This is a genomic window from Massilia sp. 05N420, from assembly GCF_056397205.1.
The window spans coordinates 24415-47259 of sequence record NZ_JBFTMX010000017.1; the positions used below are offsets into that span (position 1 = coordinate 24415).

The window sequence follows — 22845 nt, forward strand, 5'->3', positions numbered from 1 at the left end:
GTGGTGGTTTAAGACCGCCTATCCGCTGACTTGATTCAGGGCGAGGCTTTTCTTGCTTGCGCGCAGAAATTCTACCTTGAATCTAAGCAATCTAGATGTACTAAAGGAAAAACTTTCAGTGTTTTTGGGTAAATACACAAGAGTTTTGTCGCGCGGGTCAAACACCCAGCCCGCAGCGCCGATCTCCCTGGGGTCGGGCGCATAGTATTCGCCCAGGTAATTCGCGGGCTTCCAGGCCAGCAGCTTGATCGGATTGTCGGCCGCCAGGCGCTGCAGCTCCTGATCGCGGCCGCTGGACATCAGCTGGCTGCTGCGTACCTGCAGCGAGGTTCGCAGCGCAGCCACGACCTGGCGCGCCGCCGCGATCTCGGCCTGCTCGCGGTAGAACTCGAAGCGGTCCAGCGCGACGGCGCTGACGATGCTCGATACCACCATCACGGCGGCGAATTCCAGCAGCGTGAAACCGCGCTGGGCTTTGTGTGGAAATCCTGGCTTCATTTGTTGTGCAGGGCAGCTTTGCCCAGGTCCCAGATCGGCAGGAAGATACCCAGCGCCAGCACCAGCACCATCACGCCGAGGAAGGTGATCAGGATCGGCTCGATCTGGCTCGACAGGGTCTTCAGTTCGTAATCGACTTCGCGTTCGTACATCATCGCGATTTCGTCCATCAGGTCGTCGAGCGAGCCGGATTCCTCGCCGACGGCGATCATCTGCAGCACGATCGGCGTGAACACCTGCGCATTGGTGGCGGTGCGCAGGATGCTCTCGCCGCGTTCGACGCCGTCGCGCATCTGCTCGATGCGCATCGCCAGGTAGGCGTTGTCGGCGGTCTGCGACACCACCGTCAGCGCCTGCACGATCGGCACGCCGCTGCGGATCGACAGCGCGAAGCTGCGGGCGAAGCGCGCCATGGTCGCCTTGTGGACGATCTTGCCGGCGATCGGCAGGCGGAGTTTGTAGCGGTCCCAGGCCAGCCTGCCGGCGCCGCTGCGGGTCCAGGCGCGAAAGCCGAAGAACATGCCTGCGGCGGCGACGCCGAATGCCGGCCACCACGCCACCGTGAAACGCGAAAAGCCGATCAGGATCCGCGTCATCAGCGGCAGCTCGGCGTGGAAGCTGTTGAAGACCTTCTCGAACTGCGGAATCACGAACAGGTTCACGACAATCATCGCTACCGCCATCGCAATGATCACGAAGCTCGGATAGCGCAGCGCCGTCTTCACGCGCTCGCGCATGTCGCGGTCGAACTCCAGGTGATCGAACAGGCGCAGGAAGACTTCCTCCAGTCGCCCTGTCATCTCGCCGACGCGCACCATCGCCAGGTAGAAGGGCGAGAAGCACTCGGGGTGGCGACGCATCGCGGTCGACAGTTCGCGGCCGGCGTCGAGCGATTCGCGCAGGTCGCGGATCACAACCGCAAAGCTCTTGTTGACGGCCGACTCCTGCAGTCCGCCCAGGCCGCGCATGATCGGCACGCCCGACTTCAGCAGCGTATAGATCTGACGGCTGAACAGCTGGACGTCGAGCGAGGTCACCTTCTTGCGCGTCAGGCGCGCCCACAGGCCGTCCTCTTCGCCGCCGGACACGGAGGCCGACTTGCGCGTGGTCGGGCTGATCTCGATCGGGGTCACGCCGCCGCCGAACAACTGGTCGGCGACCGCGCCGGCGTCCAGGCCCTCGAGCACGCCAGCCACCAGTTCGCCGCTTCCGTTGCGGCCTTTGTAGGCAAAGAACGGCACGCTTTAGTCCTCGAGCTGGTTACTGACGCGCATGGCTTCTCCCACCGTGGTCTTGCCCTGCACCGCCAGGCGCACCGCGCTGCGGCGCAGGGTCTCGCCGCGCATCTCCGCATGGGCCGCCTTCAGGAAATGGCCGGGGTCCGGATGGTTGATCGCTTCGTGCACGGCGCGCGTCATCTCGAGCAACTCGTAGACGCCGGTGCGGCCGCGGTAGCCGGTACCGTTGCAGTGCGAGCATCCGCGGCCGTGGAACAGCGGCACGCTCTCGGCGCGGTCACCCAGTTCCGCACGCAGCCAGGCGCGCTCCGGCGCCGGCGCCGCATACGGCTGGGCGCAGCTCTCGCAAATCACGCGCACCAGGCGCTGCGCCAGCACGGCCTGCAGCGAGCCGCCCACCATGTAGCGCGGCACGCCCATGTCCATCAGGCGCAGCGGCGTGCTGGCGGCATCGTTGGTGTGCAGGGTCGACAGCACCAGGTGGCCGGTCATGGCGGCGCGCAGGCCGATCTGGGCGGTCTCCTGGTCGCGCATCTCGCCGACCAGCACGATGTCCGGGTCCTGGCGCAGCGCGCTGCGCAGCACGCGGGCGAAATTCAGTTCGATCTTGTCGTTCACCTGCACCTGGTTGATGCCCGGGAGGCGGTATTCGACCGGGTCCTCGACCGTGATCAGCTTCTTCTCGACCGAGTTGAGTTCGGCCAACGCGCTGTACAGCGTGGTCGTCTTGCCGGAACCCGTGGGGCCGGTCACCAGCACCAGGCCGTTGGGGCGCTGGACGATGGCGCGGAAGCGCTCGACCAGGCGCGGATGCATGCCGATCGCGTCCAGGCGCAGGTTCATGCCGACCTGGTTCAGCAGACGCATGACGACCGATTCGCCGTACTGGGTCGGCATGGTCGAGATACGCACGTCGATGCGCTGGTTGCGGACCTTGACCGCGAAGCGGCCGTCCTGCGGCAGGCGCTTCTCGGAGATGTCGAGGTCGGCCATCAATTTGAGGCGCAGCGCCAGCGGGGTCGCGATCTTGATGTCGGCCTCGGTCTGCAGGTGCAGCACGCCGTCGATGCGGAAGCGGATCTGCAGGCGGCCGTCCTGCGGCTCGATGTGGATGTCGGAGGCACGCACCTGGGCGGCATCGTCGAACACCGACTGCAGCAGCTTGACCACCGGCGCTTCTTCGAGCCCGGAGTTGGATGCCAGGGCGCCGAAGTCGACCGAGGTGGTGTCGCCCAGGTCCTGCTCCAGCTCACGCGCCAGACCGGTGATCTCGCCGGTGCGGCGGTAGATGCGGTCGATCGCCTGCAGCACCTCGGTCTCGTTGACCACCGCCAGCTCGATGCTCTTCTTGAGCAGGCGCGCGATCTCGTCGTAGGCGAACAGGTCGGTCGGATCGGAGACGCCGACCAGCACGGTCTCGCTGCGGTCTTCCAGCACCAGCGCACGGAAGCGCCGCGCCTGGGTCTCGGGCATCAGCCGGACCACGTCCTGGTTGATGTTGTAGAACTTGAGATTGATGTAAGGGATGCCGAGCTGGCGCGCCAGTGCGCCGGAGATCTGCTCTTCGGTGACGAAGCCGCTCTCGACGAACACCCGGCCCAGCTTGCGCCCGGTGCGCTTCTGGTCACCCAGCGCCGCATTCAGCTGCTCTTCCGACAGCAGCTTCTGTTGCACCAGGATTTCCCCAAGCCGGACTTTTTCTGGCCTCGCCATGACACCCTTTAACGTTTTGTAGGACTAGTCCTTCAATTGTAAAACAGAAAGTCCAAACATTGACTCATGGAATTAAGTTCTGTCGTCCATACGTAACGTCAAGCGTATTCGCCATGTAATATGACCAACACCAAACCGGGGTCAGAGCACTTTTCTCACCAAATTCGGGGTCAGAGCACTTTTTGAGGAAATTGCCCCAAAGACACAATTACTTCTCCGCCCCCTGGATAGCCGGCGCCGCCATCGTGGAAGCGACTGGCTGAGAAGTGAGTAAAGGACATTGCCCGAAAATGTGCTCTGACCCCGAACTTAGCGAATAAAGTGCTCTGACCCCGAATTTTTGATAGATGGAGGACGCATGCTTCGTGCCGTACGCCGGCGGATTTTTTTGATGCGCCATGGCAGCGTTACTTATTTCGATACCGCTGGTAAGCCCTACCTTCCGGAGACTGTGCCGCTGAACGAGGATGGCCGGGCGCAGGCTGATGCGGCCGGTCTTGCTTTTGCTGCTGCCGGTGTGCGCTTCGACCGCGTGATCGTTTCCGGGCTGCCGCGTACCGTCGAGACCGCGGCGCGGGTGCTGGCGGTGACCGGGCAGGCGATCGCACCCGAGATCTGGCCGGAACTGGAGGAGATTCGCGGTGGCCGGCTGTCCAAGATTCCGACCGCCGAGCTGAAACGCGCCTTCACCGGGGCTTTCGAGGGCCTGGTACCGGCCGGACAGCGCTTCCTGGGCGGCGAGTCGGTGGGCGAGCTGATGGACCGCGTCCACCCGGCCATCGAGCGGCTGCGTGCCGATGCGGACTGGGACACGGTGCTGCTGGTGCTGCACGGCGGCGTCAATTGCGCGATCCTGTCGCTGGCACTCACCGGCCAGCGGCTTTTCCTGGGCGGCCTTGCGCAGGCGCCGGGATGCATCAATGCGCTCGACGTCGGAGAGGATGAGCGCGACTGGGTGGTGCGCTGCGTGAACCACAGCCCGCCGGAGCCGCTGCAGCCGCAGGCGCGGGCGACCACCATGGAGTTGTTGTTCGAGCAGTACCGCAAGTCGCGTTAAAAAAGCACGCTCGTTCTGGCTTGCGCTATTATTTAACGGAAAAAGCAGCATGGGCCCCCGCCTGCGCGGGAACGACGGCACTAAGGGAGACACGATGTTCGAAGAGATGATAGGCACCAAGCCAGTATCCGAACGCCAGCGCTTCGACGGCGCAGCCCTCTGCGCCTGGCTTCAGCAGCATGTGGAAGACTACCCCGGCGGCACGCCGGCGGTGGAGCAGTTCAAGGGCGGCCAGTCGAATCCGACCTTCAAGCTGTCCGCCGGCGGCCGTCATTATGTCTTGCGCGCCAAGCCCGGCCCCGCGGCCAAGCTGCTCCCTTCGGCGCATGCCATCGACCGCGAATTCCGCGTGATGGACGCGCTGCACAAGGCCGGCTTCCCGGTCGCGCGCCAGTACGCCCTGTGCCTGGACGAATCGATCATCGGCCGCGCCTTCGTCGTGATGGAATTCGTCGAAGGCCGCGTGCTGTGGGACCAGTCCCTCCCCGGCATGAGCCGCGAAGAGCGCGCCGCCATCTACGACGAACTGAATCGCGTGATCGCCCARCTGCACACGATCGACTACGCCGCCATCGGCCTGGGCGACTACGGCAAGCCCGGTAACTACTTCGGCCGCCAGATCGAGCGCTGGACGAAGCAGTACCAGGCCTCGCAAACCGAGACGATCGAGGCGATGGACAAGCTGATCGCCTGGCTGCCGCAGCACATCCCGCCCGGCGACGATACGTCCATCGTGCACGGCGACTACCGTCTCGACAATATGATCTTCCACCCGACCGAGCCGCGCATCCTGGCGGTGCTGGACTGGGAGCTGTCGACCTTGGGCCATCCGGCTGCCGATTTTTCCTACCACTGCCTCAGCTGGCATATCCCGCCCGGCAAGTTCCGCGGGATCGCCGGCCTCGACCTACCCGCCCTGGGCATTCCAAGCCAGGACGAGTACATCGCCGCCTACAGCCGGCGCACCGGCCGCACGATCCGCCGCGAGGACTTCGACTTTTATCTCGCCTACAACCTGTTCCGCCTGGCCGGCATCATGCAGGGCATCATGAAGCGCTATGTCGACGGCACCGCTTCCAGCGCCCAGGCGCTCGAGAACGGCAAGGCTGCGCGGCCGATGGCGGAGATGGCCTGGCAGTTTGCGTTGCGCAGCCGCTAAAAGCGCTGCGAGCCTGCTTGCTGAACCTAGGTTCCCGCCTGCGCGGGAAACAACATACTGGGAACACTTATGGACTTCGACTACTCCACCCGCTGCAAGGACCTGCAAACCAGGCTGCTCGCCTTCATGGATGATCACATCTACCCCAACGAGAAAGCCTTCAAGGAAGAAGTCGACCGCAACGGCCAGCAGCAGGGAAACCGCTGGATCCCGACCGCCCTGGTCGAGAGCCTGAAGCCGATCGCCCGCCAACAGGGCCTGTGGAACCTCTTCCTGCCGCGCTCCGAACGTGCGCCCGAGGGCCTGGCCAACCTCGACTATGCGCCGCTATGCGAGATCATGGGCCGGGTCGCGTGGGCGCCCGAAGTCTTCAACTGTTCCGCGCCCGACACCGGCAATATGGAGACGCTCGAACGCTACGGCACCGAAGAACACAAACGCCAGTGGCTCGAACCGCTCCTGAACGGCGAGATCCGCTCCGCCTTCGCGATGACGGAACCCGACGTCGCCTCCTCCGACGCCACCAATGTCGAAACCCGCATCGAAAGAGACGGCGACGACTACCTCATCAACGGCCACAAATGGTGGATCTCGGGCGCCGGCGACCCGCGCTGCAAGCTCTTCATCGTGATGGGCAAGACCGATCCGGCGGCGGCCCGCCACCAGCAGCAGTCGATGATCCTGGTCCCGAGCGATACGCCCGGCATCACGATCAAGCGCCCGCTGCCCGTGTTCGGCTACGACGACGCTCCCCACGGCCACTGCGAGATCCTGTTCGAGAACGTCCGCGTGCCGGCCTCGAACATCCTGCTGGGCGAAGGGCGCGGTTTCGAGATCGCCCAGGGCCGCCTGGGACCGGGCCGCATCCACCACTGCATGCGCGCGATCGGCGTCGCGGAGCGTGCGCTGGAACTGATGTGCAGGCGCCTCGACAGCCGGGTCGCCTTCGGCCGCAAGATCTCGGAACAGGGCGTCTGGCGCGAACGCATCGCCGAAAGCCGGATCCGCATCGATACCGCGCGCCTCCTGACCCTGAAGACGGCATGGCTGATGGACACCGTCGGCAACAAGCAGGCCCAGTCCGAGATCGCCATGATCAAGGTGCTGGCCCCCACCGTGGCCCAGCAAGTGCTGGACTGGGCGATCCAGGCGCATGGCGCGGCCGGGGTCTCGGACGACTTCCCGCTGGCCTACCAGTGGGCCGGCAACCGCACGCTGCGCCTGGCCGACGGTCCGGACGAAGTCCACCGCAACGCGATCGCCAAACTGGAGCTGGCAAAATATAGCTGATAACATCGCTTCATGGCGGCGCATGGGCTCCGCGTAGCGGGCGGGGTTTGCGGTGCAGCTGTTTCAACGACGTTTTCTTCCTTCGATCCGCTCACGGCTGATCACGCTGGTATTCGCCTGCGCGCTGCCGATCCTGCTCGGCTACTTCACCTTCGCGCGCGATGCCGACCGCCGCGAGGCYCAGCACGTGGTCCAGGATGCGCAGATGATCGCGCGCGCCCTGGCGGCGGCCGTCGACCGCGACCTCGACAGCGGCGAGACCGCCGCGCGCGCCCTCGCCAACCAGCCCAGCCTGGCGGCCGGCGACCTCGCCACCTTCCATGCCGTCGCGCGCCGCCTGCTGCGGCCGGAATTCCCCGTCTACGCCTTCGTGCTGAGCGGCGCCGACGGCCGCGACCTGCTCGACACCCGCCATCCCTGGGGCACGCCGCTGACCACCAGCGGCAACGAAGCCGACGTCCGGCGCGTGTTCGAGACCGGCGATGCGGTCACATCCGGCCTGCACCGCGGTAACGCCACCCAGCCCTGGGTGATCTCGATCGCGGTGCCGGTCTGGCGCGACGGCAAGGTGGCGTATGCGCTATCGGTCGAGCAGCGCCCGCGCCGCATCGTCGGACTGCTGGCCGGCCAGCAGCTGCCCGTGGGCTGGGATGCCTACGTCTACGACAACCACGGCCGGATGGTGGCGCGCAGCGGCGAGGCGGTGCGCGGGATCGGTTCGCCGATTCCACCCGAGCTGCGCGATGCCCTGCTGCGCAGCCCGAGCGGCAACGTGACCCTGTCGCGCCCGGGACAGGGAATCTTCAACGCCGCCTACGCCGGCACGCCCCTGCACGGCTGGACCGTCACCATCGGTTTTCCGCGCGACGCTGCGCGTGACCTGCTGGGCCGTTCGCCCGGCGCGACCCTGGCCGGCATCGGCTTCCTGATGGCGATCAGCCTGCTGCTGGCCTGGGGCATCGGCGGCTCGATCGCGCGCGACGTCCGCGCCCTGACGGAACCGGCGGCCGATCTCGGACGCGGCCGCGCGCTCCACATTCCTGTGCTGCGAACCCAGGAAGCGGCCACGGTGGCGCGCGCGCTGCGCAAGGTCGAGGGCGACCTGCTGCAATACCGCCAGGGCCTGGAAGCCCTGGTGGCGGCCCGGACCAGCGAGCTGCAGCGCTCCAGCGCCCTGCTGGCCAACGTCTACGCCAGCGCGCCGGTGGGCCTGGCCTTCCTCGACCGCGGCCTGCGCATCATCATGATCAACGACTACCTGGCGGCGGTGAACGGGATCCCGATCGCGTCCCATATCGGCCGCACCCTGCCGGAACTGTTCGGCGAGCGCGGGGTGGCGATCGAGGCGCATTACCGCCAGGTCCTGGCCAGCAAGCGTCCGCTGATCGACGTCGAGGACAGCGGCGAGCCGCCGGCCGAACCGGGCGTGATGCGGCACTGGATCTCCAGCTACTATCCGGTCTACGATGCCGACGGCGAGATGGTCGGCATCAATGCGGTGGTGCTCGACATCACCGAGCGCAAACGCCAGGAAGAACGCAACCGCGACAACGAGGCCCTGTTCCGCGCCCTGTTCGAAGGCGCCGCCGACGCCCACGTGCTGGTGGCCCTCGGYGCCGGCTACCTGAGCGCCAACCGGGCCGCGGTGGAGCTGTACGGCTGTGCCGATCTGGCCGAGCTGCTGCAGCTGTCGCCGGCCAGCGTCTCGCCCGAATTCCAGCCGGACGGCCGCCGCTCCGAGCAGCTCGCCCACGAATACATGCGGCGCGCGATCGACACCGGCTTTTGCCAGTTCGAGTGGATCCACATGCGCCGCGACGGCACCCTGTTCCATGCCGACGTACTGCTCAACAGCGTCGAGATCGGCGGCAAGGGCATCGTGCACGGTACCGTGCGCGACATCACGGCGCGCGTCCAGACCGACGCCGCCCTGCGCGCCGCCAGCCAGCGTATCGAGCAGAACGAACGCATGATCCGCACCGTGACCGACCACCTGCCGGCGCTGGTCGGCTACTGGGACGCCCAGCTGCGCTGCCAGTTCGCCAACCGCCCCTATCTCGAATGGCTGGGCCGCCCGGCCGCCGAGGTGATCGGCCATACGGCCCAGGAGCTGCTGGACGATGCCCAGATGGCCCAGGTCCGGCCCTACCTGGACCGGGTGCTGGCCGGCGAGCCGCAGTTCTTCGAGCGCCAGCTGCAGCGCCGGGATGGCGCCGAGCCGATCCAGGCCTGGGGCAGCTATATCCCGGACTTCGACGATGCCGGCCAGGTGCGCGGCTTCTACATGCTGCACTCGGACGTGACCGAGCTGAAACGCACCCAGTCGCGCCTCGAGGACGCCCTGCACGCCGCCGAAGCGGCCAGCAGCGCCAAGGGCCAGTTCCTGGCGAATATGAGCCACGAGATCCGCACGCCGATGAACGCCATCATCGGCCTGGCACGCCTGCTCGAAGAGGCGAAGCTGGAACGGCGCGAGCGCGCCTACGTGACGCGGATGCAGATGGCGGCGAGGTCGCTGCTGTCGATGCTGAACGACGTGCTCGATTACTCGAAGGTCGAAGCCGGCCAGCTGGTGCTGGAACGCACCGGCTTCCGCCTCGACGAGGTGCTGGCCAGCGTCGCCGTGCTGGGCACCGCCGCCGCCTGGCACAAGGGCATCGAGCCGGTGTTCGCGGTGGCGCCGGACGTGCCGCCGCGCCTGGTGGGCGATCCGATGCGCCTGCAGCAGGTGCTACTGAACCTGGTCGGCAATGCGATCAAGTTCACCGAACGCGGCGAGGTCGTGCTGTCGATCGGGCTGGCCGACAGCAGCGACGGCCGGGCCGAACTGGCCTTCGAGGTGCGCGACACCGGCATCGGCATCGCGCCGGAGCAGCAGCAGCGCATGTTCGAAGCCTTCTCGCAGGCCGACAGCTCGACCAGCCGCAAGTACGGCGGCACCGGCCTGGGACTGGCGATCAGCCGCCGCCTGGTGGAGCTGATGGGCGGCGACCTGCGCGTGGACAGCGTGCCCGGCAAGGGAGCCCGGTTCCGCTTCTCCGCCTGGTTCGGGCTGGACGGCGGCGCGGCGCCAGCGCTGGCGGCGCCCGGCGATGCCAGGAGCGTGCTGGTGGCCGACGACAACGCCAGCAGCCGCGAAGCGCTGGCGCAAGCCCTCGAAGGCCGCGGCTGGGACGTCGAACGCGCGGCCACCGGCGCCGAGGCCCTGGCCCTGCTGCGCGGTACGCGCCGCTTCGACCTGGCCTTCATCGACAGCGCGATGCCCGACCTCGACGGCGCCTCGGTGCTGGCTTTCGCGCGCAGCGACGGCGCGCTCGCGATGCCGCGCTGCGCCCTGCTGGCGGCCGATCCCGAGCGCGAGCGCCTGGATGCGCTGACGGCCGACCTGAAAGTCGACGCCGTGCTCGGCAAGCCCTTCACCCCGGCCACGCTGGAGGACGCGCTGGCCGAGCTGCGTGACGGCCGCGCGGCGGGCGAGACAGGGCCGGCGGCGCCATCGCTGGTCGGCCGCCTGAGCGGACTGCGCGTGCTGGTGGCCGAGGACAACCTGCTGAACCAGGAAGTGGCCAGTTTTGTGCTCCAGCACGCCGGCGCCGAGGCCGACTTCGCCGGCAACGGCCAGCAGGCGATCAGCGTGCTGGCCGACGGCAGCCGCCACTACGACGCCGTGTTGATGGACCTGCAGATGCCGGTGATGGACGGTTTCGAGGCCGCGCGCGCGATCCGCGCCATGGGTTATGGAACGCTGCCGGTCCTGGCGATGACCGCCAACGCCATGGAGGAAGACCGGCGCCGCGCCCTGGAGGCCGGCATGGACGGCTACCTGGCCAAGCCGATCGACGTCGACGAACTGGTGCAGGTCTTGCGGCGCCGCACCGGCCGCGGCGAGGACGGCCAGGCGGACCCGGTCGGCGCGGCGCCGGTGATGTTGCCGGGCCTGCTGGCCGGCATCGACCTGAAGGCCGCCCTGCCGCGCTTCGGCGGCAGCTTTGCGAGCTTTGCCGCCGTGTTCCGGCGCTTCGAAAGCTCGCAGGGCCCCGTGATCGGCGAGGTGCGCGCCCTGCTGGCCGCCGGAGACCGGGTCCGCGCCGGCCAGCTGATCCACCGCCTGCGCGGGGTCGCGGCCAACCTCGGCGCCACCGAACTGGCCAGCCGCGCGCTCGACCTCGAACAGGCACTGCGCTTCGAGGACGAGGCTGCGCTGGCACTGCGCCTGGCGCGGCTGGAAGGCGCGATGACGACCGTGCTGGAAGCCGCGCGCGAGCTGCCGGCCGAGGCGTCCGCCGCGCCGCCGCAGGCCGGCATTGCCGACGCCGGCCTGGAACGGCCGACCGTCCAGGACGAGTTGGCGCATTTACGCGATTTGCTACAAAATAACAACATGAAGGCGATGGCGCAGTTCGAGTCGCTGCGCCCGGCCCTCGCACGGCTGGCGCCGCAGGCCCTGCCGGCGCTGTCGGAGGCGGTGGCCACACTGCGCTTCGAAACCGCGGCCGCGCTGGTGGAGCAACTGGCAGGGACACTGAGGATCAAGGAGGAGGATGCATGAGCTGGACCGACATGGCCATCAACGGTCGCATCCTGGTGGTCGACGACGCGATGGAAAACATCCAGATCCTGCACGCCGCCCTGCAGGACGAGCACGAGGTGCTGTTCGCGATGGACGGTCCGCGCGCGCTCGAGATCGCCCGCACCCAGCATCCCGACCTGATCCTGCTGGACGCCGTCATGCCCGGCATGGACGGCTATGCCCTGTGCCGCGAACTGTTCGCCGCGCCCGAGACCAGCGACATCCCGGTGATCTTCGTCACCGCCCTCAAGTCGCCGGAGGACGAGACCCGCGCCCTGGGCGCCGGCGCCGCCGATTTCATCAGCAAGCCGGTCAACGCCGCCGTGGTGCGCGCGCGGGTACGCACCCAGCTTACCGTCAAGCGCCAGCGCGATGCCCTGCGCGAACTGATCCTGACCGACGCCCTGACCGGGGTCGCGAACCGCCGCGCCTTCGACGAGCGCCTGGAGACGGAATGGCGGCGCTGCGGCCGCGCGCAGCTGGCGGTGTCGCTGCTGCTGGTCGACATCGACCACTTCAAGCTCTACAACGACCATTACGGCCATCCGGCCGGCGACGCCACCCTGGTGCAGGTGGCCGGCGCGATGCGGCGCGCCGCCGGCCGCACCCAGGACCTGGTGGCGCGCTACGGCGGCGAGGAATTCGCGATCCTGCTGCCCCAGCTCGACGAACTGGGCGCCACCGGCGTCGCGCGGCGCCTGATGCACGAGCTGGAGGTGCTGGACCTGCCGCACGCGGCCTCGCCCACCAGCGCGCGCCTGACGGTCAGCATCGGCATCTCGTCGATGGTTCCGGGCGAGCACAGCAGGCCCGCCGACCTGGTCCAGGTGGCGGACGCCCTGCTCTACCAGGCCAAGGCCGGCGGCCGCAACCAGTACCGGACCAGCGCCGGCTGACGGGGCCTCAGGCGGCCGGACGCCGTTTGAACATGCCCATGCCCTCGACCGTGCAGACGGTCTCGCCGTGCTGGTTGATCGCGACCCACTTCGACCACACCACGCCGCGGTCCGGCTTCGTGTTCGAGGCCTTGACCCGGGCGGTCTGGTAGTGCACGTTCAGCGTGTCGCCGGCGCGTACCGGCGCCAGCCAGCGCACGCTGTCGAGGCCCGGCGAACCCATGCTGGTGGACTTCGCCAGCAGGCCGTCGACCACCATCCGCATCATCATGCCGCAGGTATGCCAGCCGCTGGCGATCACGCCGCCGTAGATGGAGTGCGAGGCCGCTTCCCTGTCGACGTGGAAGGGCTGCGGATCGTAGGCCGAGGCGAAGGCGATGATCTCCTCTTCGGTCACGGCACGGGTGCCGAGGTCGATGTCCTGGCCCGGGAAGAAGTCTTCGAAATACCAGTCGATGCTGTTTTCGGCACTCATGGCGCCTCCGCTGCCGCCGCCTGGCCGGTGAAATCCGGCTGCGCCATGAAGCGCGCCAGGTGGTGGTCCGAATCGCCCAGCGTCAGTTCGATCGTGCTCAGGCGCTTGAAGTAATGGGCCGCCGGCAGTTCGTCGGTGACGCCCATGCCGCCGTGCAGCTGGACCGCCTGCTGGCCGACGAAGCGCGCCGCCTGGCCGACCCGGTACTTGGCTGCCGACACCGCCTGCCGGCGCGCGGCCGCTTCGCCGCCGCGCAGGCGCACGGCCGCCAGCAACGCCATCGAACGGGCCTGCTCGAGGTGGATGTACATGTCGGCCATGCGGTGCTGCAGGGCCTGGAACTTGCCGATCGGGACCCCGAACTGCTGGCGCGTCTTCAGGTACTCGAGGGTGGCGGCGAACAGCGCGTCCATCGCGCCCACGGCTTCCGCGCACAGCAGGCCGGCGCCGTAGTCGAGGGCCGCTTCGAGCAGCGGCCAGCCGGCGCCGGGCTGGCCGATCGCGGCCGCGGCGTCGACCCGCACGCCGTCCAGGCGGACGTCGGCGGCGCGCTGCCCGTCCAGCATGCGGTATTCGGTGACGTGCACGCCTTCGGCATCGGCCGGTACCGCGAACAGGGCGATGCCGTCCTCGCCGCGCTGCCCGCCGCCGCTGCGTGCGGACACGACCAGCATCCCGGCCTGGGCGCCGTGCAGCACCACTTTCTTCTCGCCGCTGAGGCGCCAGCCCCCGCCGTCGCGTTCGGCGCGGGTCGCAATGTCGCGCATGTCGTGGCGCGACTGGCGTTCGCCCAGCGCGCAGGCCAGCTTCAGTTCGCCCGCCGCGATCCGTTCCAGCAGGGCCCCGTGGCCGCCGCCCAGGCGCAGGAATTCGGCGCCCAGCACGGTGGCGAAATAGGGTTCGACCACCAGCCCGCGGCCCAGCTCCTGCATCACGACGAACATGTCGACGGCGTCGCCTGAAAAACCGCCCTGCTCTTCCGGCACCGGCAGCGCGGTAAGGCCCAGCTCGGCCATCGTGGCCCAGGCCTGTTCCGAGGTGCCGGCGGGCGAGCGCACGATCTCGCGGCGCGCCTCGACGCCGTAATCGCGCGCGATCCAGCGCTTGAGGGCGTCGGCCAGTTGCAGCTGCTCTTCCTTGAATGCGAAGTCCATGCTCATTTTCCTTACAAGCGTTCCTTACAGGCCCAGGATCATCTGGGAGATGATGTTGCGTTGGATCTCGTTCGACCCGCCGTAGATCGAGGTCTTGCGATAGTTGAAGTAGTGGGACAGCAGCGGCGCGGCGAAATCGTCGTCGAAGACGCTGTGTTCGCGCTCGCCCTCCAGGTAGGCTTCATCGAAGGGCAAGGCCATCGGGCCGGCGGCTTCGACCATCAGTTCCGTGAGGCGCTGCTGGATCTCGGTGCCGCGCACCTTCAGCACCGAGGCTTCCGGTCCCGGCGCCTTGTCCGCTTGCGCCAGCACGCGCAGCACGGTGGTTTCGAGCGCCATCAGTTCGATTTCGAGCTCGGCCACCCTGGCGCCGAACAGCGGATCCTCGATCAGCGGACGGCCGTTCTTCTGCTCGCGGCCGGCCAGGCGCTTCAGGCGCGCCAGCTCGCGCTTGGAGCGGCCGACGGCGGCGATGCCGGTGCGCTCGTGGCCCAGCAGGTATTTGGCGTAGGTCCAGCCACGGTTCTCCTGGCCGACCAGATTGGCCGCCGGCACCCGCACGTTGTCGAAGAAGACCTCATTCACCTCGTGGTCCTCGTCCAGCATGATGATGGGCCGCACGGTGATGCCGGGGCTGTGCATGTCGATCAGGAGGAAGGAGATGCCCTCCTGCTTGCGCACACCCGGATCGGTGCGCACCAGACAGAAGATCATGTCGGCGTGCTGGGCCAGCGTGGTCCAGGTCTTCTGGCCGTTGACGATGTATTCGTCGCCCTCGCGCACGGCGGTGGTCTTCAGCGACGCCAGGTCGGAGCCGGCGCCCGGTTCGGAATAGCCCTGGCACCACCAGTCCTCGCAGGACAGGATGCGCGGGAGGTAGGTGTCCTTCTGCGCCTGGCTGCCGAAAGCCATGATCACCGGCGCCACCATGTTCACGCCGAAGGGCATGATTTGCGGCGTGCCGGCGCGCGCGCATTCTTCCTCGAAGATGTGGCGCTGCGCCGGCGTCCAGCCGGGACCGCCGTATTCCTTCGGCCAGCCCGGCGCCACCCAACCCTGGCGCGCCAGGATCTTGTGCCAGCGGACGTAGTCGTCCTTGCCGAGCCGCAGGCGGTTGAGCACCTTGTGCTGCAGGTCGGACGGCAGCTCCGCCTCCAGGAAGGCGCGTATCTGGTCGCGGAAGGCCAGGTCTTCGCTCGTGTAATTCAGGTCCATGGGGTCTCCTCGTTGTTCTTTGCGGCGCGCCAAAAAAGCACGATCGTTCCAAAGATTGTACCCGAATTTACTCAGCCGTTTGGACGAAAAAAAGCGGGCCGCAGCCCGCTGGAGAGGTGTTGCCTGCGCTCCTGGATCAGCGCGCGCGACGACGGCCGAGACCGGCGACGCCCAGCAGGCCGGCGAGCATCAGCGCGACGGTCGACGGTTCCGGCAGGTCGGTGGCGTCGGCCAGGTTGCCGCTGCCATTACCGTTACCGTTACCGATGCCGATGCTGATGTCGGTGTTACCGCCGATGCCACCTTGGGTCGGGGTGTTGCCGTTGCCGGTCAGCTTGTCGGTGCCGGTATTGGCGCCGGATTCGGTCGGCAGGCCGGTGTTCGGGGCGGGGATGCCGCTCTCGGCACCGCCGCCGATGGTGGAATTGCCTGCGCCGGCAGTGTGCGAGTTGTCGACGATCTTGAACCCGTCCGGGGTTGCGATCACCGACATGCCGTCGCCTGCCAAGGCCGCCGCCTTGGCGATGCTCAGGCCGGTCACATAGACACCGTCGCTTCCCTGCCGCAGGGACACCTTCATATCGCTGCCGACGCTGGCGCTGACCTTTTGGTACAGGGCCTGGACCGAGGCGTTGCTGCCCGATGCAGGGATGACGTCCGCATGAGCCACGCAGGCACCTGCCATCAACGCCGCTCCGATGAGATAACGTATTGTCATTTCGCGCTCCTTACTGAATGTTAAAATTATGATTACTACAATTGCTGAGTAACCATAACACGAATGCAAGAAGGGCAAATTTCAATTGAAACGCATAAAAAAAGGCTGCTCCCTAGGGAACAGCCTGTTTTTTGGGCCTTGTCGGAGTAGTCCGACAGCAAAATCAGATATTACCTTATCAATAACGACTCAGTTGCCGTTTTGTTTCAATCCTGACATGTATGGCATGGTGCGCGATGCCATCCGCGTATCGGCCTTCAGCATGCCGGCCTCGTCGGCCAGGATATGGGCGGCTTCCTGCAGGTAGACGTCCTTGGCATTCTTGGCGGCCTTCTCGGCGGCGATTTCCGCCGCCAGGCTGCGCTCGTCGCCCTGCAGGCCGTCGTCGGCACGCGGCGCGCCCTTCAGCACCACATTGCTCTTCTTCGGCGCGGTCGGGTTCGGCGCCTTGGCGCGCTGCTCCTTGCTGCCCGGACCGGCCACCGGCTCGTCGGCCTTGCCCGGATCCTGGGCGTCCGCCAAGCGCGATTCGCGCAGGCGGGCCTTGGCTTCCTGGTTCTCGCGTTCCTTGCGGCGCACCGCTTCGTTCAGCGAGATGACGTTATCCTTGCGCAGCTTCAGGGCTTCTGCGATGTCCTGCTCGATATCGCGGAATTCCTTGTCCTTGGCGACCCGGGCATCGTGGCGCTTCTGCAGCGGCGTGATCAGTTCCTTCAGGTCGCCGGCAGGCAGGTAGGTTGCCGGCTTGATCTGCACCCAGGGCAGCGCATTGTCGTAGGACGACTCGCCGAAGTTCTCGGCGTCGGAGGTCACCGGCAGCTTGATGTCCGGCGTCACGCCGCGCAGCTGGGTGGTGCCGCCGTTGATACGGAAGAACTGGGCGATGGTCATCTTCAGCTCGCCGTACTTCATCTTGTCGTTCTGCGAGAAGCGGTCGAGGTTGATCAGGGTCTGGACCGTGCCCTTGCCGAAGCTGGGCTCGCCGATCACGATGCCGCGGCCGTAATCCTGGATCGCGGCGGCGAAAATCTCGGACGCCGAGGCCGAACCGCGGTTGATCAGCACGCCCATCGGACCGTCCCAGGCCAGGCCGGCATTCGTGTCGCTCTCGACGTCGATGCGACCCTCGGCGGTGCGCTGCTGCACCACCGGACCCTTGTCGATGAACAGGCCGGTCAGTTCGACCGCCTCGATCAGCGAGCCGCCGCCGTTGTTGCGCAGGTCGATCAGGACGTTGTCGACCTTCTCTTTCTTGAGTTCGCCCAGGATGCGCTGGACGTCGCGGGTTGCGCTCTTGAAGTCCTTGTCGCCCTTGCGGCGGGCCTCGAAGTCCTGGTAGAAGGTCGGCAGCGAGACGATGCCGATGCGGCGCTTGACGCCGTTTTCTTTCACTTCGATGATCTGCTTCTTGGCCGACTGTTCTTCCATGCTGATCTTCTGGCGCACCAGCGGGATCGTGACGTGCTTGCCGTCCTGGCCGGCGTCGGCCGGCAGCACGTCAAGGCGCACGGTGGAGTTGCGTTCGCCGCGCACCAGCTGCACCACGTCGTCGATGCGCCAACCCATCACGTCGGTGAACGGGCCATTGCCCTGGGCGACGCCGACGATGCGGTCGCCGACCTTCAGCTTGCCGGACTTGTCGGCCGGGCCGCCGGGAACGACCTCGCGGATCACCGTGTAATCGTCGCGCGACTGCAGCACGGCGCCGATGCCGTCCAGCGACAGGCGCATCATGATGTCGAAGTTCTCGGCCGAGCGTGGGCCCAGGTAGTTGGTGTGCGGCTCGATCGCGGTGGCGTAGGCGTTCATGAACATCTGGAACACGTCCTCGTTGTTCAGCTTCTTGAGGCGGTTCTGGTAGCCCTCATAGCGCTTGTCGAGGGTCTCGCGGATGCCCTTGTCGTCCTTGCCGGCCAGCTTCAGGCGCAGCCAGTCGTTCTTCACGCGCTTGCGCCACAGGTCGCGGGCTTCGTCCTCGTTCTTCGCCCACGGGGCTTTCTCTCGGTCGATCTGCAGGGTTTCGTTGGTGGTGAAATCGAAATTGCCCTTCTGGACCAGTTCGCGCGCATAGGCCATGCGGTCGCTGAAGCGCTGCTGGTAGACGTTGAAGATCTGGAACGGCAGGGTCAGGTCTTCGTTGTTGATGGCGTCGTCGAACTTGGTGCGGGCCGGCGCGAACTGGTCGAGGTCGGCCTGGGTGAAATACAGCTTCTCGCTGTCGAGGGTCTTGAAGTAGTTGTCGTAAATCTTGGCCGACATCACGTCGTCCAGCGGCATCGCCTTGTAGTGGTAGCGCGCCAGCACGCGCGATGCCCACAGCGCCGCCTGGGTCTGGGCAGCGGTCGGCTTCAGCGGGCCCGCGTTGGTCTGGGCCGCATTGGTCTGGGCCGCATTGGCCTGCACTTTTTCCGGCTGCGCCGTGACGACGTGGGCGGAAAAGGCCAACGCCAGCGCAACCATCAACATCTGCTTCTTCATTGTTCGTTTCTCCGGGCGGATTCTCTCGTGCGACCAATTCTACAGGATACCAGGGCGACGTAGAGTCGGCCTGCACGCATATTCAGCCGAGCTTAAGTCTGCGCCTCCCAGCGAAGCTCAGGCTGTTACAAATTGAAACAGACTCGGTCGGAACCAGAACATGGCGATCGCTGTCACCATGATAATCACCAGCCAGGGCCAGCTGCGCGCGGCCAGCCGCCAGTCCACCGGGGACGGCCAGAAGGACAGGAATTGCGGCGCCAGCAGAAGGGTCAGGGCCAGGTCGGCCGGACCGAAGCTCCAGGCGCCGCGGGTGCGCCACCAGGCCACCGCGAGCGGCACCAGCAGCACCAGCAGCGGTGCCAGCRCGGCCGGGGCCGCGTTATACCAGCGCAGGTTGGCGAAGGTGACCGAACCCAGCTCCCAGGTGCGTCCCTGGCGGCGCGGGATGATCGAGAAGCCGGTCGGGTCGGCGCCCAGCAGCAGGCCGACCGCAAAATGCGCCAGCTCGTGGCACAGGGTGCCGACCGCGCTGAACACGAAGAACAGCGGATGCAGCGAGGTCACCATCCAGATCAGGAAGGCCAGCGCCAGCGAGGGCACCAGGTAGAGCAGGATGTCGGCCATCCCGGCGCTTCCCTCAGCCCTTGTAGAAGCAACGCCCGCAGGCCTGGCGGTAGCTTTCGTTGCCGCCGATGCTGACCTGCTCGCCTTCGCGGATGCGGCGGCCTTCGGCGTCGACGCGGATATTCATGGTCGCCTTCTTGCCGCAGGTGCAGATGTTCTTGATTTCCTCAATGTCGTCGGCCAGCGCCAGCAGGTAGGCCGAGCCGGGGAAGGGATCGCCGCGGAAATCGCTGCGCAGGCCGTAGCAGATCACCGGCACGCCGCGTACCTGTGCCAGGCGGTGCAGCTGCACCACCTGCTCCTTGGTCAGGAACTGCGCTTCGTCGACCAGCACGCAGGCGACGTCCGGGGCGCTGGCAAGGAAATCGGTGTCCTGGTCGAACAGGCCGACTTCGCGCTGCGGCCCCAGGCGCGAGGTGATCAAGCCGACGCCGTAGCGGTTGTCGATGGCGGCCGTGTACAGCTGGACTCCCTGGCCCTGCTCTTCGTAGTTGTGGGCCACCTGCAGCAGCGAGGTGGATTTGCCGGCGTTCATCGCCGAATACCTGAAATAGAGTTTTGCCACTGCGCGTTCCGCCTGTGTCCCACTGGACTTGTTAACTTGCAAAATTATAGCAAGCGGACCGCCAATGGAAAACCGCCCGGCACCAGAATCGGCGTCCGGGCGGCGCCCAAGGCGCAGCGCTCAGCGCCTGCGGCGGCGCATCAGGCCGACCAGGCCCAGCCCCGCCAGCAGCATGCCGTAGGTGGCCGGCTCCGGCACCGCCAGCACGACGTTGTTGGCGGTCGGCCAGACGCCGACGCCGCCGTCGGTGGCGATCGTGACCGCCGCCAGCGGCACGGTCGATACGAAACCGAGGAAGTCGGTGGTCGCGGCGCCGGCCAGTCCATAGCTGAGCGCGCTGCCGTCGATGGCCGTGAGGATCAGGTTGCCCGTGGTGTACTGGCCGAAGACGTCGGAGGCGAAGAAGTTGCCGCCGAAGGCGCTCACCCCGCCGCTGAAGTTGGAGAACACGATCGGGGCGATCGGCGTGTTATTCGACAGCCAGAAATCGCCGCCGTCGCCGCCCGCGCCGTACAGGCCGGTGGCCGAGTAGGCGTTATACGTATAGGCGCCCGCGCTGCGGGTCAGGGTTTCGCCGTACAGCGTGACCGTCAGGTCGTCGTAGGTGTCGACGCCGGGCGCCTGCACCGCGGCCAGGAACTCGGCCTGGCTGGTGTAGACGGTGATGTCGGCCTGGGCGGCCGCGGCCGCGCACAGCAAGGCCGCGGCGCAGAAGGGTTTCAGCAGAGACATTTTGGTAGGCACGATTGCACTCCTGTTGTCGAGACATCGATCGGACAGCCTTTGGGCTGGCATCAGTAGATATCAGGAATACAAGCCATGTTGCAATCGTGCCAACAGCCGTTTTACGCCCACCTTGCGGTGCATAAAAGTGCGCGCAGGGGCGGCTCAGAACGTCTTACTGCCCCGGGTGATACTTGCGCTCGAGTTGTTTCTCGATGTCCTCTTTATAGAAGAGGACGTCCTTGAACTGGCCTCGGCTGTACATCTCGGCCTGGTCGTTGAAGTGCGGCGACTTCGGATCGCCGCTTTCCCCGCCCGCCAGGATGCTCTTGGCGCGCAGGCGCGGACCGAACTCCACGGCGGCGACGAAGCTGTTGCCGCGGTCGCCGTAGATGCGCCTGGTGGTCTGCTTGGCCGTCATGCCGAAGGAGGCCAGCGAACCCCAGTTGGCCGAGCTGAAGCCGACCGGGATGCTGGGCTTGCTGTCGTCGTAGTGCTGGTCGACCTCGCCGCTGATGCGCTGGAAGCGGTTGATCTCGCCCCAGGGCGTCTTCCAGCTGCCGAAATCGGCCTGCAGCTTGTCGGAGGCGCGCGCCAGCGACGCCAGGCGTTCCTGGGCGCTCAGGCGGGTCTGGATGAAGTCGACCACCGGGGTTTCCTGGGCGCGGGCGCGCTGTGCCGCCTGCTTGACCATGTCCTGGCCCCAGTAGACCGCCAGCGAGGTCGGGACCGAGTCCACAGCCCAGCGCAGGTCCCAGGCGCGGAGCAGCGCCACCTGCTCGGCCAGGCGCGCCTTGAGGGCGTCGCCCTGCGGCAGCGCGTCCCAGTCCCTGACCAGGGCCGGCACCAGCGGCTCGAAGGCGGTCAGGTAGGGGTCGTAGGCCTTGCCGATCAGGCTGTCGAGGGTCAGGTCCTTCGCGTCGTGCAGCACGCGTTCGGCGTGCACGCCGCGGGCGTTCTGCGGCAGCGACCACATATATTTCGGGTAGGCCTTGCAGTCCGGGCTGCTGACGCCGAAGCCGGTGCAGGGCCAGTTGTTGGTGTTCGAGATATAGCCGCTCTTCGGATTGAAGACGGTGATGGTTTCCTTCACCTCGTGCAGGCCCTTCCACTCGGTGGCCGGATCGCTGCCGTCGACCGGATGGGTCCAGTCGAAGCGCGGATCGCGGCGCGGGATGAAGTTGCCGTGGAAGTAGGCGATATTGCCGTCGGCATCCGCATACACGGTGTTGTTCGAGGAGTTGGTGCGCAGGTCCATCACCTTCAGGAAGGCGGCGTAGTCGCGCGCCTTGGTGCGGCCATAGGACTGCTCGAGGGCATGCACCGGATCGTCCATCATCCTGACGGCCACCCACTTGCCGCCCTCTTCCCGGATCACCGGGCCGTGGTGGGTGAAGTAGGCGGTGACGCTGCGGCTGGCCATGCCGTCCGCGGTCCTGTACGGCAGCACGATGGTCCTGCTGCGCATCGGACGTTCTTCGTTGCCGTACTTGTAGTAGAACTTGCCGTCGCGCTCGGCCACGGTTTCCAGGTATTCGTCGATGACGTCGCCGCCGCCCGAAGTGTGCATCCAGCCGAGGCGCTCGTTGAAGCCCTGGTAGATGAAGAACTGGCCCCAGGTCACGGCGCCGTAGGCGTTCAGGCCTTCCTCGCTGACCATGTGGACTTCGGGACGGAAGTAGAACGAAGTGTGCGGGTTAATCATCAGCAGCGCGTGCTTGCCGGCGCTGAGCCGGGGCGCGATCGCGAAGCCGTTCGACCCCTGCGGCTCCTTGTCGAAACCCTTGCCCAGGTCGGCCATGGCGAATGACATGGCAAGCGCGGGCGCCGGCCGCTTTTCATAGAAGGCTTCGAGCTGTTTCAGGTTGATCGACTCGATGTCGCCGCCGATGCTGCCCTCGCTGAAGCTGAGCGCCATCCAGGGCTCGAAGCGGGTCAGCAGCTTCGGCTTCACCTGGGGATGGCTGGCCAGGTACCAGTTCAGGCCATCGGCCCAGCCGTTCATCAGCTTCTTCAGCCAGGCCGGGCTGGCCGCATACTTGGCCTTCAGGTCGGCCGGGTCGATGTAGAGCTTCATGCGCAGGTCGCGCCAGAGCGCCGATTCTCCCTCGACCTCGGCCAGGCGTCCCATCGCATTGATGTAATTGAGTTCGACCCGGTTGAAGTCGTCCTCGGCCTGGGCGAACACCATGCCGAACACCGCGTCCGCGTCACGCTTGCCGAACACGTGGGGGATGCCCCACTTGTCGCGCAGGATGGTCACGCGCTGGGCGGCCTTCTTCAGGCGCGCCAGTTCGGCGGGCGAGAATTGGGCGACAGACTGCGCGGCGGACTGCACCGCGGCTTTCGGCGCGGCCGCAGTGGCAGCGGTGGCGGCAACCGCGGCCGGCGGCAAGGCAGCCAGCACGGCCAGGCTCAGGGCGGTCGAGGCGAACAGGCGGGAAGTCTGCATCAATGGTCTCCTGGGGA

17 protein-coding genes are annotated in these 22845 nt (G+C 66.7%); 5 read left to right on the forward strand and 12 right to left on the reverse strand.

Going from position 1 to position 22845, the window contains the following annotated elements:
* Positions 1 to 18 precede the first annotated feature (18 nt).
* From AC1DIX_RS13710 to AC1DIX_RS13720, 3 genes are read right to left on the reverse strand one after another with little or no spacing between them, the layout of a single operon-like run.
* Positions 19 to 498 (reverse strand): type II secretion system protein, encoded by a 480-nt coding sequence (locus tag AC1DIX_RS13710; protein WP_477324968.1) that lies wholly within the window; start codon positions 496 to 498, stop codon positions 19 to 21.
* Positions 495 to 1739, reverse strand: coding sequence for a type II secretion system F family protein (locus AC1DIX_RS13715; protein ID WP_441933200.1), 1245 nt, complete (start codon positions 1737 to 1739; stop codon positions 495 to 497). Before AC1DIX_RS13715 ends, AC1DIX_RS13710 begins: the two co-directional genes overlap by 4 nt.
* A gap of 3 nt (positions 1740 to 1742) precedes the next feature.
* Positions 1743 to 3449, reverse strand: a complete 1707-nt coding sequence (locus tag AC1DIX_RS13720; protein WP_477324970.1) for a GspE/PulE family protein — start codon at positions 3447 to 3449, stop codon at positions 1743 to 1745.
* A gap of 358 nt (positions 3450 to 3807) precedes the next feature.
* On the opposite strand from AC1DIX_RS13720, the gene AC1DIX_RS13725 reads away from it, so the two are divergent.
* The 5 genes from AC1DIX_RS13725 to AC1DIX_RS13745 all read left to right on the forward strand — a co-directional run bounded on the left by AC1DIX_RS13725 (position 3808) and on the right by AC1DIX_RS13745 (position 12421).
* The gene (locus AC1DIX_RS13725; RefSeq protein ID WP_477324972.1) at positions 3808 to 4506 is read left to right on the forward strand and encodes a histidine phosphatase family protein; all 699 of its coding nucleotides are present in this window, start codon (positions 3808 to 3810) and stop codon (positions 4504 to 4506) included.
* Positions 4507 to 4600: 94 nt separating this feature from the next.
* Complete coding sequence (locus AC1DIX_RS13730) at positions 4601 to 5665, forward strand: phosphotransferase (RefSeq protein ID WP_477324974.1); 1065 nt, start codon at positions 4601 to 4603, stop codon at positions 5663 to 5665.
* Between the two features lie 69 nt (positions 5666 to 5734).
* Entirely contained in the window at positions 5735 to 6955 is a 1221-nt protein-coding gene (locus tag AC1DIX_RS13735; RefSeq protein WP_477324976.1) for an acyl-CoA dehydrogenase family protein, read from the forward strand.
* A 52-nt stretch (positions 6956 to 7007) separates the two neighbouring features.
* Positions 7008 to 11504, forward strand: coding sequence for a PAS domain-containing protein (locus AC1DIX_RS13740; RefSeq protein WP_477324978.1), 4497 nt, complete (start codon positions 7008 to 7010; stop codon positions 11502 to 11504).
* A complete protein-coding gene (locus AC1DIX_RS13745) occupies positions 11501 to 12421 on the forward strand; it encodes a diguanylate cyclase (protein WP_477324980.1) in 921 nt (306 codons plus the stop codon). Before AC1DIX_RS13740 ends, AC1DIX_RS13745 begins: the two co-directional genes overlap by 4 nt.
* A 7-nt stretch (positions 12422 to 12428) precedes the next feature.
* Here AC1DIX_RS13745 and AC1DIX_RS13750 read toward each other — a convergent pair whose 3' ends face one another.
* The 9 genes from AC1DIX_RS13750 to AC1DIX_RS13790 all read right to left on the reverse strand — a co-directional run bounded on the left by AC1DIX_RS13750 (position 12429) and on the right by AC1DIX_RS13790 (position 22828).
* Positions 12429 to 12896, reverse strand: a complete 468-nt coding sequence (locus AC1DIX_RS13750; RefSeq protein ID WP_477324982.1) for a MaoC family dehydratase — start codon at positions 12894 to 12896, stop codon at positions 12429 to 12431.
* Positions 12893 to 14050, reverse strand: a complete 1158-nt coding sequence (locus tag AC1DIX_RS13755; RefSeq protein ID WP_477324983.1) for an acyl-CoA dehydrogenase family protein — start codon at positions 14048 to 14050, stop codon at positions 12893 to 12895. The genes AC1DIX_RS13750 and AC1DIX_RS13755 overlap by 4 nt, the downstream gene beginning before the upstream one ends.
* Positions 14051 to 14074: 24 nt before the next feature.
* Positions 14075 to 15265 (reverse strand): acyl-CoA dehydrogenase family protein, encoded by a 1191-nt coding sequence (locus AC1DIX_RS13760; protein WP_477324984.1) that lies wholly within the window; start codon positions 15263 to 15265, stop codon positions 14075 to 14077.
* Between the two features lie 136 nt (positions 15266 to 15401).
* Complete coding sequence (locus AC1DIX_RS13765) at positions 15402 to 15983, reverse strand: PEP-CTERM sorting domain-containing protein (protein WP_477324986.1); 582 nt, start codon at positions 15981 to 15983, stop codon at positions 15402 to 15404.
* A gap of 189 nt (positions 15984 to 16172) precedes the next feature.
* Positions 16173 to 18461: a carboxy terminal-processing peptidase gene (locus AC1DIX_RS13770; RefSeq protein WP_477324988.1), complete on the reverse strand. Its 2289-nt coding sequence runs from the start codon at positions 18459 to 18461 to the stop codon at positions 16173 to 16175.
* A 117-nt stretch (positions 18462 to 18578) separates the two neighbouring features.
* Positions 18579 to 19088, reverse strand: coding sequence for a hypothetical protein (locus tag AC1DIX_RS13775; RefSeq protein WP_477324990.1), 510 nt, complete (start codon positions 19086 to 19088; stop codon positions 18579 to 18581).
* A 13-nt stretch (positions 19089 to 19101) separates the two neighbouring features.
* Positions 19102 to 19653: a thymidine kinase gene (locus AC1DIX_RS13780; RefSeq protein ID WP_477324992.1), complete on the reverse strand. Its 552-nt coding sequence runs from the start codon at positions 19651 to 19653 to the stop codon at positions 19102 to 19104.
* A 120-nt stretch (positions 19654 to 19773) separates the two neighbouring features.
* Complete coding sequence (locus AC1DIX_RS13785) at positions 19774 to 20397, reverse strand: PEP-CTERM sorting domain-containing protein (RefSeq protein WP_477324994.1); 624 nt, start codon at positions 20395 to 20397, stop codon at positions 19774 to 19776.
* A 154-nt stretch (positions 20398 to 20551) separates the two neighbouring features.
* Positions 20552 to 22828: a penicillin acylase family protein gene (locus tag AC1DIX_RS13790; RefSeq protein ID WP_477324996.1), complete on the reverse strand. Its 2277-nt coding sequence runs from the start codon at positions 22826 to 22828 to the stop codon at positions 20552 to 20554.
* Between the last annotated feature and the right edge of the window lie 17 nt (positions 22829 to 22845).